Origin of the sequence: Streptomyces recifensis (genome assembly GCF_002154615.1) — a bacterium.
Lineage (GTDB): Bacteria > Actinomycetota > Actinomycetes > Streptomycetales > Streptomycetaceae > Streptomyces > Streptomyces griseoluteus.
Genome location: NZ_MUNH01000183.1, coordinates 1 through 12,811, shown reverse-complemented (window position 1 = coordinate 12,811; position 12,811 = coordinate 1). Strand labels below are relative to the sequence as shown.

Below are 12,811 nucleotides of genomic sequence, written 5' to 3'. Positions count from 1 at the left end.
GTGCGGCACGACGGTGGTGCCACCGTCGTGCCGCACCTGCCCGCCATGCGCTACACACCCGGCGGCATCGTCGCGGCCGACGGCCACTGCCGCGCCTTCGATGCCGACAGCGACGGAACGGTCTCCGCCAGCGCGGTCGGCGTGGTCGTCCTGCGGCCCCTGGCGGACGCCCTGGCCGACGGCGACCACGTCCACGCGGTGATCCGCGGCTCGGCCGTCAACAACGACGGCCGTCACAAGGCGGGCTTCACCGCCCCCAGCGTCGTCGGCCAGGCCGAAGTGGTCCGCACCGCTCACGAGGTCGCCGGCATCGACCCCCACGAGGTCGGCTACGTCGAGGCCCACGGCACGGGCACCGCGCTCGGCGACCCCATCGAAGTGGCCGCACTCACGCGGGCGTTCGGAAACGGCGAGGGCCGCGACGCCCCCTGCCTCATCGGCTCGGTGAAGACCAACATCGGGCACACCGACGCGGCGGCGGGCGTCACCGGACTCATCAAGGCCGTCCTCAGCGTCGAGCACGGCGTCGTCCCGGCGACCCTCCACTACCGACGGCCCAATCCGGCCGTCGACTTCGCCACCTCCTCCTTCGAGGTCAACGCCACCGCCCGCCCCTGGCCGACGGACGGACCGCGGATCGCCGGTGTCAACGCTCTCGGGGTCGGCGGCACCAACGCCCACGTCGTCCTCGAACAGGCCCCCCGTCAGGGGGAGTCCGCACCCTCCACCGGTCATGAGCTCCTGCTGGTGTCCGGCAAGACTCCGGCCGCCGCCGAAGCCGCCGCGGACCGCCTTGCCGAACACCTCGCCGCGCACCCCGGAACTCACCTCGGCGACGCCGCCCGGACCCTTCAGGCCGGCAGGACACACCACACCCACCGCCGGTTCGTGGTGGCGTCCGGCACCCAGGACGCGGTGACCGCCCTGCGCGGCCGCACCGCCGCCCCCGGGACGGGCGCGCTCTCCGACGCCGAGCTGGTCTTCATGTACCCCGGCCAGGGCGGCCAGCACGTCGGCATGACGTCCGAGCTGTACGACGGGGAGCCCGCGTTCCGGTGTGCCCTGGACGAAGTGGCGGACGCCGTGACCGGTTCGCTCGGCTTCGACCTGCGCGAAGTCCTCTATCCCCGCACGGACGCCGAAAGGGCGGTGGCGGCCGGGCGCCTGGCGACCATCGAGGCCGGCCAGCCGGCCGTGTTCGCCGTGCAGTACGCCACCACCCGCCTGCTCGACTCCTGGGGCCTGCGGCCGAGCGCCGTCACCGGACACAGTCTCGGCGCCTACGCCGCTGCCTGCGCGGCCGGAGTGTTCGCCCCGGCGGACGCGATCCGGCTGGTCGCCCGACGCGGACGGCTCCTCGGCACCGTGCCGGCCGGCGCGATGGCCGCTGTGCGCCTGCCGGAGAAGGAGGTGCTGGGGCTGCTCCCCGCCGACATCACCGTCGGCGCGGTCAACGGCCCCGGCCAGTGCACGGTCACCGGTCCCGCCGCCTCCGTGGCCCGCTTCGCGGGGGAACTGACCGACCGAGGGCTGGAGGCACGGGTGCTGCGCATCGCCACCGCGGGCCACTCGCCCCTGGTCGACCCCGTCACCCGGTGCTTCGCCGAGGCGATCGAGGCACTGCCGCGCGAACGGCCCACCCTGCCGGTGCTCTCGGACACCACGGGCGCGTGGGCCGACGAGGACGCCGTGCGCGGCTCGCGGTACTGGGTACGGCACATGCGCGAACCCGTCCGCTTCGGAGAGGCGCTGGACACCCTGTTCGGCGCCCCGGACCGGGTCCTCGTCGACATGGGCCCGGGCCGCACCCTGGCCACACTGACCCGCCAGCACGCCGCGTACGACGGCAAGCAGGCCGTCGTACGCCTCGCCCCGCACCCGGCGGAGGAGGCGTCCGAGACGGCGGTGCTCCTGGCCGGCGTCGGCGAGATGTGGGCCCGGGGGGCGCACCCCGACTTCGACGCCCTGCGGCACCACGTGCCCCGGCGCCGGATCGCGCTGCCGACCTACCCGTTCGAGCGCAGCCATCACCTGGTGCCGCCACCGGCCCCCTTCACGCCGACCACCGCCACACCGCTCACGCCCACTCCTCTGGCCCCGCCGGTCTCCCAGACCGAGCCGTCGGCCACCGGTGCGCCGGAGGCCGCCGCCGTCGCACCGGCCGGCACCCCCGCACCGGAGCACCCGCCCGTCCTCCAGGCCGTGCTCACCGCCTTCGGGCAGGCCCTCGGCTACCCGGACATCGACCCGCGGGACGGGCTGTTCGACCTCGGGGGCGACTCCCTGACCGCCACCAAGCTCGCCGCCTGGGCCGCCGCCACCTTCCACCTCACCGTCAAAGCCTCGGACGTCCTGCGCTTCCAGAGCCCGGCGTCGTTCGCCGCGCTCATCGAGGAGCGCGGGGCCGACGCTTCCGCCGCGGAGAAGGAGAATTCCGCCTCATGACCATTCCCCCTTCCGCCCATCCGCCGGGCGGCACCGCCGCCCGGCGCAACCCCTGGCTGAACGGCCGTCCCCCCACGGCGATCCCCGAGCGCCATCTGTACTGCTTCCCTCACTCGGGCGGGCTCCCGGGCGAATACGTCCGCTGGGGACGGCACCTGAGCGGAACTCAGGTCTACGGCGTCTGCCTGCCGGGACGAGGCGGCCGGACCGCCGAACCGGCCCTGACCGACCTGAACGCGGTGGTCGACGCCTTGTTGGCGGAGACGAGGTTCGTCGCCCCCTACGACCTGTTCGGACACAGCCTCGGCGCGCTGGTCGCCTACGAGACGACCCGCGAACTGGCCGCCCGGGGTCTGCCGCTGCCCGAACGGCTCGTCGTCTCGGCGTTCCCCGCCCCCCACCTGCCGCGCACCGGGGCCCGGTTGTCCGGCCTGCCGGACGAGGAGCTGATCGCGGTCCTGAACGAGCGCTACGGGGGCATCCCGCCCCAGGTCGCAGCCGATCCCGAGCTGCTGGCCGTGCTGCTGCCCGCCTTCCGCGCCGACTTCGCCCTGCTCGAGAACCACCGGTACCGGGAGTCCGGACCGCTTCCGGTGCCGCTCGTCGTCCTCGGCGGGGAGGCCGACAGCGTCACCCCGGACCAGCTCGACGCGTGGGACCGGCACAGCACCGCGCCCGTACGCCGGCACACCTTCGCCGGCGGTCACTTCTATTTCCGTGACGACATGGCAGCGGTCGCCGCCGTACTGGCCCGCTGAGCGCCCGCCCCCGGTGCCGCGGAGAAGGGATCGTCCCGACCTCGCGGCACCGGGGCCCGGCCTCTTCCGGTCGCCGCGCCGTCATCCACCCGGGTGCGCGGGCTGTGCTCCGTCGCCTGCCGCAGCCAGGGTCGCCCGCACCCGCTGGTCCTCGCGGGCGGAGCCGACGTCCCGTTCCAGGGGAGTGCGGCTCACGGCTGTCGCGAGGTCCTCCAAGGCCCGTTTCTGCAGTTCCGCCTCGCGCCGCACGACGGGGCTCCCGTCGCCGGCGGCGTCCGGCCACGCGTGGAGCGCCTCCCGCACGCGTCCCCAGTCCGGATTCCTGTGCTCGCGCAGGGCGGCCGCCGCCTTCGCGGTGTCCGTCTCCAGGGCCTCGGCGAACCGCTCCGCCTCGGGGACGAAACGGCCGTCGGCCCGCGGGACGTGGCTCTCCATGAGCATCGCCGCCCGGCCGAACCCCTTGAGCGCGTCCTGCGCCTCCTCCGCCTCGCGCGACGTCAGACCCCGGGGGCGGACCGGTTCCCGCCTTGCCCGGTCGTACGCCTCCTGCCAGGCGGCATGTGCCTCCCTGCTTCCCAGCAGTGCCCGGCGCATGTCGGCGTGATGCTCCCGGCTGGGTTCGGCGTAGTCGCGGAGCACCGCGGCCGCGTAGCGGCCGTTGGCGGCGAGCCAGTCCGCGAGCCGTCCCGGCAGCCGGGGTGTCTCCCATGCGGGGAACAGCACGTACGCCAGCATCGCCAGGGCCCCGCCGAGCAGGGTGAGCACCACCCGCTCCGGGACCGTCTGCTCCCACGCCTGGCCGCCCATGCCGAGCAGGAAGACGACGTACGCGGCGGTGAAGCACTGGGTGTACGCGTAACCGGTGCGGTTCAGCGTGTACGACAGGCCCGCCGCGACCACCGTCAGAGCGCCGGACACGTAGGGGTCCGGGTCCAGGGCCCGCACCACGCCGGTGGCGAGCGCGACCCCCGCCACGGTCCCCGCGAGCCGGGCCACCGCACGCGCGTACGTCCGGTGGAAGTCCGGCCGCATCACCATCACCGAGGCGAGGGGCGCCCAGTACCCGTGTCCCAGGGGCAGCCGGGCGGCGATCAGATAACCGAGCGTGGCCACCGCCGCCAGGCGGACGGCGTGCCGGAACACGGGAGAGTCCGGGCGGAGCTCACGGCGGACCGCCCGGACCACGACCGGGACCAGCCGCAGCATCGTCGGGCGCACCAGGAACTCGGTGTCGGCGGGGCCGCGCGGCGTCGGGGTCGTCCCGGGCGGGCAGCCGCTCCCGGCGATCTCCAACGCCTCACCGAGCAGTTCCACGAGCCGCTCGGCGGCCTGCCGCGCGGGGCCCTCCAGCACCTCGTGCTCGTCGTCGACGCGCAGGGCGTCCAAGGTCTCGGGCCGCACCTCGGCCGGAGTGCCGTGCCGGATCGAGCGGGCGGCCGCGTCCAGGACGTCGGCGGCCGCGTCGAGCAACTCCCGCGCGCGGTCCCGCCCGGGTCCCTCCGCCGGGGCGCCCACGGCCGGATCGGCGAGCGCCGCGATCACCGGGCGAATGCGCTCGGCGAGTCCCCGGGGGCCGTGCAGGGCGGGCGGACGGGTGCGGGCCTGGGACGGTGTCACGGCGGCCGCGTCCCGTGCCGTCATCAACGGCTCCGGGTCGAACGGGGCGGTCGGGTCGTGCCGCAACCGGCGGGCGTAGTCCGCCACGGCGGCGAGCGCGTCGGCGAGCGCGTCACGATGCGCTGCCCAGCGCCGGATCGGGAACAGCAGGATCAGCACGGCCTGGATCACGCCCCCGAGTGCGATGATCCCGGCGTGCTCCAGAGCCCGCCCGGCGCTCGTGGGCAAGGTGATGGTCACCAGCATGCTGCCCACGGTCGTCGCCGCGACGATCCCGGCGGTCGTTCCGACGGCCCACGCCATCCCCGCGGCGAAGGCCCACACGGCCAGCAGCGGGAGGAACGTCACGAGCCGCCCCGCCGCCAGATAGCCCACGAACGTACTGAGTGCCAGAGCCGCGCCCGTGCCCAGCGCGACCACCTTCCGCGGACGCCAGCTCCGCTGGAAGGTGGCCCCACCGGCGGAGTAGGCGCCGAGGGCGGCCGACGCCGCGTACGCGGGGGAGGCCAGCCACAGCGCCGCTCCGACGACGATGGCCAGCCCGGCGGCCGCGCGCAGCGCGAGCAGGGGCTCCAGCCGCGTCTCCTCGATCCTGAGACCGGATCGCACGACCTCGCCGAAGGCCTGCCGCCACGTCATGGCCGACCGCCCGGCCGGAACGCCCTGCCGGGGCGTTCGGGCGTGGTCCGGGTGCGGCAGCCGTCGGGCAAGGAAACCTCCCACGCGGTCCGTCGACCCGCCGGCGACCGCAGCCGCTGGACCGGGTGCTGCTACGGCGGACTCCGCTGACCGTCCGCCGCCCGCCGTCCGGGTCCCCGTCGGCCGCCGGGGCGAAACGACCACGCACCGGCCGTTCCCCGGAGCCGCCCCGCTTCCCCGCCCGTCGCGCGGGTCCCGGCGCGATCGGGGTAGTCAGGAGGGATGGACAAGGACGCGAGCGACTCCTTCGTGCATGTCCGGGGCGCCGGTGAGAACAACCTGCGGGACATCGACGTGGACGTTCCCCGGGACGCGATGGTCGCCTTCACCGGCGTCTCCGGCTCGGGCAAGTCCTCGCTCGCGTTCGGCACGCTCTACGCGGAGGCCCAGCGGCGCTACTTCGAGTCCGTGGCACCGTACGCCCGGAGGCTGTTGCAGCAGGTCGGCGCGCCGCACGTGCAGGACATCACCGGACTCCCACCGGCCGTGGCCCTGCAGCAGCGCCGCGGGTCGCCCAGCTCGCGCTCCACGGTCGGCACCCTCACCACCCTGTCCAATCTGCTGCGCATCCTGTACTCCCGTGCGGGCACCTATCCCCCCGGCTCCGCACGGCTGGACGCCGAGGCGTTCTCACCCAACACCCCGGCCGGCGCCTGCCCGAAGTGCCACGGACTGGGTGTGGTGCACGACGTGGCCGAGGACCTGCTCGTCCCGGACCCCTCGCTGAGCATCCGCGAGGGCGCGATCGCCGCCTGGCCGGGCGCCTGGCAGGGCGCCAACCTGCGCAGTGTCGTGAACGGCCTGGGGATCGACATCGACCGGCCGTGGCGCAGGCTCAGGAAGAAGGACCGGGACTGGCTCCTGTACACGGACGAGCAGCCCTCCGTGTACGTCGAGCCGGAGGAGGACCGCATCGACTACGGCTACCAGGGCAAGTTCTGGAGCGCCCGCAAACACGTCATGCACGTGCTCGCCGACTCCAAGAGCGAGAAGATGCGCGAACGGGCGCTCCGGTTCGTCAGGAGCGTGCCCTGCCCCGAGTGCCAGGGCAGCGGACTGCGGCCCGAGGCGCTCGCCGTGACCTTCGCCGGACGTTCCATCGCCGAGCTCAACGCGATGCCGCTCACCGACGTGGTGGCGCTGCTGCGGCCCGTCGCGGGGCGGTCCGAGGCCGACGCCACCACCTCGACCGCCCGGTCCGGGGAGACGACCGAGGTCGCGGTCCGGATCTGCGGCGACCTGGTCGCGCGCGTCGACGTGCTGCTCGGCCTGGGTCTCGGATACCTCAGCCTCGGGCGCCGCTCGACGACCCTGTCGCCCGGCGAGGCGCAGCGCCTGCGGATAGCCACCCAGCTCCGCTCGGGGCTGTTCGGCGTCGTCTACGTTCTCGACGAACCCTCCGCGGGCCTGCACCCGGCGGACGCGGAACCGCTGCTGGACGCGCTGGACCGCCTCAAGGCGACGGGCAACTCGCTGTTCGTGGTGGAGCACGACATGGACGTCGTACGGCGGGCGGACTGGGTGGTCGACATCGGCCCCGGTGCGGGCGAGGGCGGCGGACGCGTGCTGTACAGCGGCCCGGTCGCCGGTCTGGAACGGGTCCGGGACTCGGCCACGAGCCAGTACCTGTTCGGGCGCGCCCGGCCGCTCGATCACCGCACCCGCACCCCGCACGGCTGGCTGCATCTGCGCGGTGTCTCCCGGCACAACCTGCGTGACGTGTCCGTCGACGTACCGCTGTGCGTCCTGACGGCGGTGACGGGCGTGTCCGGCTCCGGAAAGTCGACGCTGGTGACGCAGGTGCTCGCCGAAGTCGTCCGCGGCCACCTCGGACTCGCACCCGAGGAACCCGACGAGGCGCTGCTGGAGGTCGACGTCCAGGACGCGTCGGGGGTCGAGTCGTTCGACCGGCTGGTCCTGGTCGACCAACGGCCCATCGGCCGGACTCCCCGGTCCAACCTGGCCACGTACACGGGGATGTTCGACGCCGTGCGCAAGCTGTACGCGGCGACGGACGAGGCCAGGGCGCGCGGTTATTCGGCCGGGCGGTTCTCCTTCAACGTGCCCGAAGGGCGGTGCGAGACCTGCCAGGGCGAGGGATTCGTCGCGGTGGAACTGCTGTTCCTGCCCGGCACCTACGCGCCGTGCCCCACCTGCCACGGTGCCCGGTACAACGCCGAAACGCTGGAAGTCACCTACCGCGGCAGGAACATCGCCGAAGTGCTGGCGCTGTCCGTCGACGCCGCCGCCGAGTTCCTGGCCGCTGTCCCGGCCGCCTCGCGCAGCCTGGAGACGCTGCGCGAGGTGGGGCTGGGGTACCTGCGGCTGGGCCAGCCCGCCACGGAACTCAGCGGTGGTGAGGCGCAGCGCATCAAACTGGCAACCGAACTCCAGCGGGCCCGGCGCGGGCACGCGCTGTACCTGCTCGACGAGCCGACGGCGGGGCTGCACCCCGCGGACATCGCCCTGCTGCTGCGCCAGCTCCACCGGCTCGTCGACGCCGGCAACACGGTGGTGGTCGTCGAGCACGACCTGGCCACGATCGCCACCGCCGACTGGGTCATCGACCTCGGCCCGGGGGGCGGCGACGCGGGCGGGCGGGTGGTCGCCACCGGACCGCCGGCCAAGGTGGCGAAGGCCCGCCGCAGCGCCACCGCGCCCTACCTCGCGGCCCGCCTCGCACGCTCCTGACGACGGGGCGAGCCGGGCACCGGTCCGGAGTCCGGCGACACGTACCGGGCGTGGCCGCTACAGCAGCCGGTCGAACACCGCCGTCACGCCCTCCCAGTGGCTGGTCTGGGGGTTCTTGACGTCCGGGTACATGATTTTGAACGTCTCGGCCAGGGCGACGCTGAGACCGCCGATGATCTCGGGGTAGCGCTCCTCGGTCTCCTGGGTGGGCGTCCTGTCGAGGGGAGGGTGCGAGGCGAGCCGTTCCAGGATCGGCTTCAGCTCGACCTCCTCGTCGAGCCGCCGGAACCGGTGGATGCTCTCCTGGAGGCCCTTGGTGATGGGCAGGTCCCACGGTTCGACGGTGTCCCTGCCGTTGGCCTTGGCCGCCGCCTGGCCGATGACCAGAAGGTCGTAGAGCTTGTCGTCGACGAAGTCGCTGTACCGCTTCAGGTCGTTCTTGTCGACGTCGAGGCTTGCGGCGGCGCGGAAGAACCTCTCGAACCTCGACACACCCATCACGGTCATGCCTCTCGCCTCCTCACCGGGAACGGACGGCGTGGTTCGCTCCCGCCCGCGCCGCCATCGGCTGTTACCCGGTCGAGATTCGCAGAGCCCCCTGCTGAGCGCCTCCGCACCCCAGGCCGAAAAGGAACGGCCCGTCCCACCCTGGCAGAGCAGCACGAGGGCGGGACTTGTGCTCGGAGGGCTAGCGAGCCCGCTGCCTTTCCTCCCGCGGGGAGCAGGCAGGGCGTGGTCCACATCCGGAGCATGGACATGTGGCCCTTCACTCCCGACTCCAACGCCAAGCCTGAGAAGAAGGACGGCTCATGGACTACAACACCTTCATGGACACCATCACCCAGCGGGCTCCCGTCCCCCCGGAGAAGGTGGAGCCCCTCACCCGCGCCACCCTGGAAACCCTGGCCGAGCGGCTCACCAGGGGTGAGGCGCACGACCTCGCGTCCGAACTGCCCAAGCCGCTGAAGGAACAGTTGGTCTCTCCCACTCCGGAGGCCCAGCGTTTCGGGCTCGACGAGTTCATCAACCGGGTGAGCAGCCGAGCGGGGGTGAGCCCGAAGGAGGCCCGCGAGGGCATACGGGCGGAGCTGACCACCCTGAGGGACGCGGTCAGTGAGGGCGAGTTCCGCGACGTGATGTCCCAACTGCCCAAGGAGTTCGAGGAGCTCGTAGGCGTGCCGGGCTAGAGACGAACGTCGCGGACCCGGACAGGCATGAATGGCCGGAGGAGCGCATGACAGAACCGACAGTTCCCTCAGCCGGCGCACCCGTGGACGTCGAGGGCGAGGAGCAGCGGCCGTTCTCCGAGCATCCGGCCATGGCCAGGGCGTATCCCGGCGGCAGGATGACCGTGGGTGCCATCACGCCCCTGGAGGGCTTCGACGGGCCGGTGCCGTCCCTGGCCGGGCACATGGAGCGGATCCAGCAGGCCGAGCGGGCCGGCTTCGCCTCGGTGTGGGTCCGGGACGTGCCCCTGCTGGACCCCAGCTTCGGGGACACCGGGCAGGTCTTCGACCCGTGGGTGTACCTCGGGCAGCTCACCGCCCGCACCACGTCGATCACCCTGGGCACCGCCAGCATCGTCATGCCGCTCCGGCACCCGTTGCACACCGCGAAGGCGGCCGCCTCGGTGGACCAGTTGTCCGGCGGACGGCTCCTGCTGGGGGTGGCCACCGGTGACCGGCCCGTGGAGTTCCCGGCCTTCGGGCAGGACCTGGAAGGCCGGGCCACGAGGTTCCGGCAGTCCCTGGCGTACTTCCGTGCCGTCCTCGAGCACCGTTTCCCGCGGGTGGACTCGCCGCTCGGCCGGATGGCAGGCACCGATCTCCTGCCCAAGCCGGTGTACCAGCGGATTCCCGTACTGATGACGGGACATGGCAGGCAGGACGTCCGGTGGATCGCCGACCACACGGACGGCTGGCTGTACTACACCCCTCCGCTGCAGCAGCAGGCCGCCAACATCGCGCGGTGGCGGGAGCTGACCCAGGGCGACGGAGTGGGGTTCAAGCCGTACGCGCAGGCCACCTATCTGGACCTGACCGAGGACCCGCTGGCGCTGCCCCGGCCCATCCACCAGGGGTTCTCGGTGGGCCGGGTGTCGCTCCTGGGGATGATGCGGACCTGGCAGGAGATCGGCGTCGACCAGCTGATGATCAACTTCAAGCACAGCCGCCGCCCGGTCGCCGACGTGATCGACGAACTGGCCGAGCACGTGCTGCCGCACTTCCCGCCCGGGCGCGTCGGGGTGCGCGGCGAGCACCAGCGGCCCGCCGGGCGGGCCGGGTCCTGAGGGGGGGACGGCCCCCGGCACCCCTGCGGGGCAGGGCCGGCCTCAGGGCCGGGCCGCGCCGGACGGCTGCATCTGCGCGTAGTCGCACGTGCCCTCCGCGCGGAACTGCAGGGCCGCCCTGGTCACCTCCGCGCCGAGGCCGCGCAACTGGTCCGCGACCGCCTGGTCGGTGAGGCGTCCGTCGCGGGCGAAGACGCGTGAGAACCGCGGGACCGCGAACACCAGCGGCACCGCCCACCCGCGCAGCGACCGGACGATGAACTCCATCGCGTTGATCGCCTGCAGGCCCTGCACTCCGCCGGCGGTCGTCAGCATGCCCACGGGTTTGTTGCTCAGGTAGGGCGGGTCGTGGTCGGCCAGGAGGGCGAGCCAGTCCACCGCGTTCTTGAACGCGCCGCTGACCGACCCGTGGTACGTCGGGCTGCTCCACAGCAGGGCGTCGGCGGCCAGGGCGGTGTCCGCGAGCCGGCGGGCGGAGGGAGGGACCGCGTACTCGGACGTGTAGAACGGGAGGTCCAGCCGCTTGAGGTCGAGCACCTGGGTGTCGGCGCCGGCCTCGGCCGCCCCCTCGACCGCCACGCGCAGCGCGGTGAGGCTGGTCGACGGGGTGCGCAGCGAACCCCCCATCCCTACGACGAGCGGGGGGCGCGCCATGGGGTCAACTCCTTCAGAGCATCTCCAGGGGCGTGGGCCCGCTGGGCGGCGGGAACGCCCGGTCGAGGATGTCGAGCGCCTCGGAGGGCAGGCGGAGATCCACGGCGCCGCGGTTCTCCCGGACATGGTCGGGTGATCCGGAACGCGGGATCGCGGCCACCCCCTGCTGCAGCACCCAGGCGAGGGCCACCTGGGCCGGCGTGGCTCCGAGGGCCCGGGCCACGGCCCCCAGCGCCTCGGTGCCCAGCAGCCGTCCCTGCTCGATCGGGGAATAGGCCATGACCGTCACGCCGGCCTCGCGGCACCAGGGGAGCAGATCCCACTCGATGCCGCGCCGGGAGAGGTTGTACAGCACCTGGTCCACGGCCACGGCGTCGCCGCCGGGGAGGGCGATCAGCTCGGTCATGGCGGCGACGTCCAGATTGCTCACGCCCCAGTAACGGATCTTCCCCGCCTCCATCAGGTCGGTGAATCCGGCAAGGGTCTCCTCCAGGGGCCACCGTCCCCGCCAGTGCAGCAGGTAGAGGTCCAGCTGTTCCGCCCGGAGTCGCCGCAGACTCGCCTCACAGGCGGCGACGGTGCCCCTCCGGTCGGCGTGGCCGGGCAGCACCTTGCTGACGAGGAAGATCTCCTCCCGGCGTCCTTGCAGGGCCTCCCCGACGAGCTCCTCGGCCGCGCCGTCCCCGTACATCTCCGCCGTGTCGACGACGGTCATGCCCAGGTCCACGCCCAGCCGCAGCGCGGCGATCTCCTGTTCACGCCGGTCCGGGTCCTCGCCCAGGTACCAGGTGCCCTGTCCGAGCGCCGAGATCTCCTCGCCGGAGGGGAGTGCGATCGTTCCGGCCGATTCCGCAGCCATTCCGGGCCTCCGTCCGTCGCGAACCCGTGTCACGCACCCGCCCCGAGTGCCCAGGTACGCGTCTCCCAGACACCCGGCGTCGCCCGCGCCGCGGAGAGGTCAGGAGGGGCGAGGGGGCTGCGCCGGGAGCGCGCCGGGACCGGGCGCGCGGTCGCGCAGCGCGACGGCGACCGACACGACGGCGCCGCAGGAGAGGACCGCCGCGAAGCCGATCATCGCGGTCTGGACGGCGAAATGCCGCAGGGCGATGCTGAACAGGACCGACGGCAGGCCCATTCCCAGGTACGCGACGACGAAGAACACGGCGAGGACCCCCGCGCGGGAAGCGGGCGCGGCCACGGCGACGGCACGCTCGACGCCGCCCTTGAACAGCAGCCCGGAGCCGGCTCCCGACAGGGACACGGCGACCAGGTAGAGCCAGAGCGCCGGGTGGTAGAGGGCCACGGCGCACAGGACCAGGCCGACCGGGAAGACCACGGCCCCCACGGTCAGGACCCGGGGCAGCGGGAGGCGGCCCAGTACCAGTTGGGCGGCCGCCGCGGAACCGAACATGAGGAAGGCAGCCAGGCCGGCCACGAGGTGCGAGTCGGTGTGCAGGGTGCCGTGGAGCACGCTCGCTCCCAGGGAGGAGATCAGGCCGAGGAGCAAGGTGCTGCCCGGCCACGCCGACCGGAGGGGCACCGTCGCCGCCTGTGAGGCGAGTCTGCGGCGACTCCGGGCGGAACAGCTGGACCTCTACCTGCTGCACTGGCGGGGACGGTGGCCCCTGGAGGAGACCCTTGCCGGATTCACCGACCT

Annotated in this window: 11 protein-coding genes; 6 read left to right on the top strand and 5 right to left on the bottom strand. The window is 73.4% G+C overall.

Annotated elements, in window-relative coordinates; translation table 11 throughout:
* Both CCN33_RS11355 and CCN33_RS11350 read left to right on the top strand, forming a co-directional pair.
* On the top strand, positions 1–2,445 hold a 2,445-nt coding region (locus tag CCN33_RS11355), incomplete at its 5' end, for a type I polyketide synthase (RefSeq protein WP_086693514.1).
* Positions 2,442–3,203, top strand: coding sequence for a thioesterase II family protein (locus CCN33_RS11350; RefSeq protein WP_086693513.1), 762 nt, complete (start codon positions 2,442–2,444; stop codon positions 3,201–3,203). The genes CCN33_RS11355 and CCN33_RS11350, both read left to right, overlap by 4 nt.
* A gap of 81 nt (positions 3,204–3,284) precedes the next feature.
* Here CCN33_RS11350 and CCN33_RS11345 read toward each other — a convergent pair whose 3' ends face one another.
* Positions 3,285–5,459, bottom strand: coding sequence for an FUSC family protein (locus tag CCN33_RS11345; protein ID WP_086693512.1), 2,175 nt, complete (start codon positions 5,457–5,459; stop codon positions 3,285–3,287).
* A gap of 282 nt (positions 5,460–5,741) precedes the next feature.
* On the opposite strand from CCN33_RS11345, the gene uvrA reads away from it, so the two are divergent.
* Positions 5,742–8,210, top strand: coding sequence for an excinuclease ABC subunit UvrA (gene uvrA, locus CCN33_RS11340; protein ID WP_086693511.1), 2,469 nt, complete (start codon positions 5,742–5,744; stop codon positions 8,208–8,210).
* A 57-nt stretch (positions 8,211–8,267) separates the two neighbouring features.
* On the opposite strand, the gene CCN33_RS11335 is transcribed toward uvrA, so the two are convergent.
* Entirely contained in the window at positions 8,268–8,717 is a 450-nt protein-coding gene (locus CCN33_RS11335; protein ID WP_086693510.1) for a DUF1931 family protein, read from the bottom strand.
* Between the two features lie 302 nt (positions 8,718–9,019).
* On the opposite strand from CCN33_RS11335, the gene CCN33_RS11330 reads away from it, so the two are divergent.
* Positions 9,020–9,397, top strand: a complete 378-nt coding sequence (locus CCN33_RS11330) for a DUF2267 domain-containing protein (RefSeq protein ID WP_086693509.1) — start codon at positions 9,020–9,022, stop codon at positions 9,395–9,397.
* Between the two features lie 47 nt (positions 9,398–9,444).
* Positions 9,445–10,500, top strand: coding sequence for an LLM class oxidoreductase (locus CCN33_RS11325; protein WP_244173761.1), 1,056 nt, complete (start codon positions 9,445–9,447; stop codon positions 10,498–10,500).
* Positions 10,501–10,542: 42 nt separating this feature from the next.
* Here CCN33_RS11325 and CCN33_RS11320 read toward each other — a convergent pair whose 3' ends face one another.
* The 3 genes from CCN33_RS11320 to CCN33_RS11310 form a co-directional block, all read right to left on the bottom strand.
* A complete protein-coding gene (locus tag CCN33_RS11320; protein WP_086693508.1) occupies positions 10,543–11,154 on the bottom strand; it encodes an NADPH-dependent FMN reductase in 612 nt (203 codons plus the stop codon).
* Positions 11,155–11,167: 13 nt separating this feature from the next.
* Entirely contained in the window at positions 11,168–12,013 is an 846-nt protein-coding gene (locus CCN33_RS11315; protein ID WP_086693507.1) for an aldo/keto reductase, read from the bottom strand.
* 99 nt (positions 12,014–12,112) lie between these two features.
* Positions 12,113–12,625: an MFS transporter gene (locus CCN33_RS11310; RefSeq protein WP_244173760.1), complete on the bottom strand. Its 513-nt coding sequence runs from the start codon at positions 12,623–12,625 to the stop codon at positions 12,113–12,115.
* On the opposite strand from CCN33_RS11310, the gene CCN33_RS32895 reads away from it, so the two are divergent.
* Positions 12,612–12,811, top strand: a 200-nt coding sequence (locus CCN33_RS32895; RefSeq protein ID WP_341866568.1) for an aldo/keto reductase, incomplete at its 3' end; no start/stop codon positions are given. The genes CCN33_RS11310 and CCN33_RS32895 overlap by 14 nt on opposite strands.

What these genes read in the sequence shown, in the direction of transcription:
- CCN33_RS11350 (WP_086693513.1), top strand. Translation starts at nt 2,442, where the DNA reads ATGACCATTCCCCCTTCCGCCCATCCGCCGGGCGGCACCGCCGCCCGG.
- CCN33_RS11345 (WP_086693512.1), bottom strand. Translation starts at nt 5,459, where the DNA reads ATGACGTGGCGGCAGGCCTTCGGCGAGGTCGTGCGATCCGGTCTCAGG.
- uvrA (WP_086693511.1), top strand. Translation starts at nt 5,742, where the DNA reads ATGGACAAGGACGCGAGCGACTCCTTCGTGCATGTCCGGGGCGCCGGT.
- CCN33_RS11335 (WP_086693510.1), bottom strand. Translation starts at nt 8,717, where the DNA reads ATGACCGTGATGGGTGTGTCGAGGTTCGAGAGGTTCTTCCGCGCCGCC.
- CCN33_RS11330 (WP_086693509.1), top strand. Translation starts at nt 9,020, where the DNA reads ATGGACTACAACACCTTCATGGACACCATCACCCAGCGGGCTCCCGTC.
- CCN33_RS11325 (WP_244173761.1), top strand. Translation starts at nt 9,445, where the DNA reads ATGACAGAACCGACAGTTCCCTCAGCCGGCGCACCCGTGGACGTCGAG.
- CCN33_RS11320 (WP_086693508.1), bottom strand. Translation starts at nt 11,154, where the DNA reads ATGGCGCGCCCCCCGCTCGTCGTAGGGATGGGGGGTTCGCTGCGCACC.
- CCN33_RS11315 (WP_086693507.1), bottom strand. Translation starts at nt 12,013, where the DNA reads ATGGCTGCGGAATCGGCCGGAACGATCGCACTCCCCTCCGGCGAGGAG.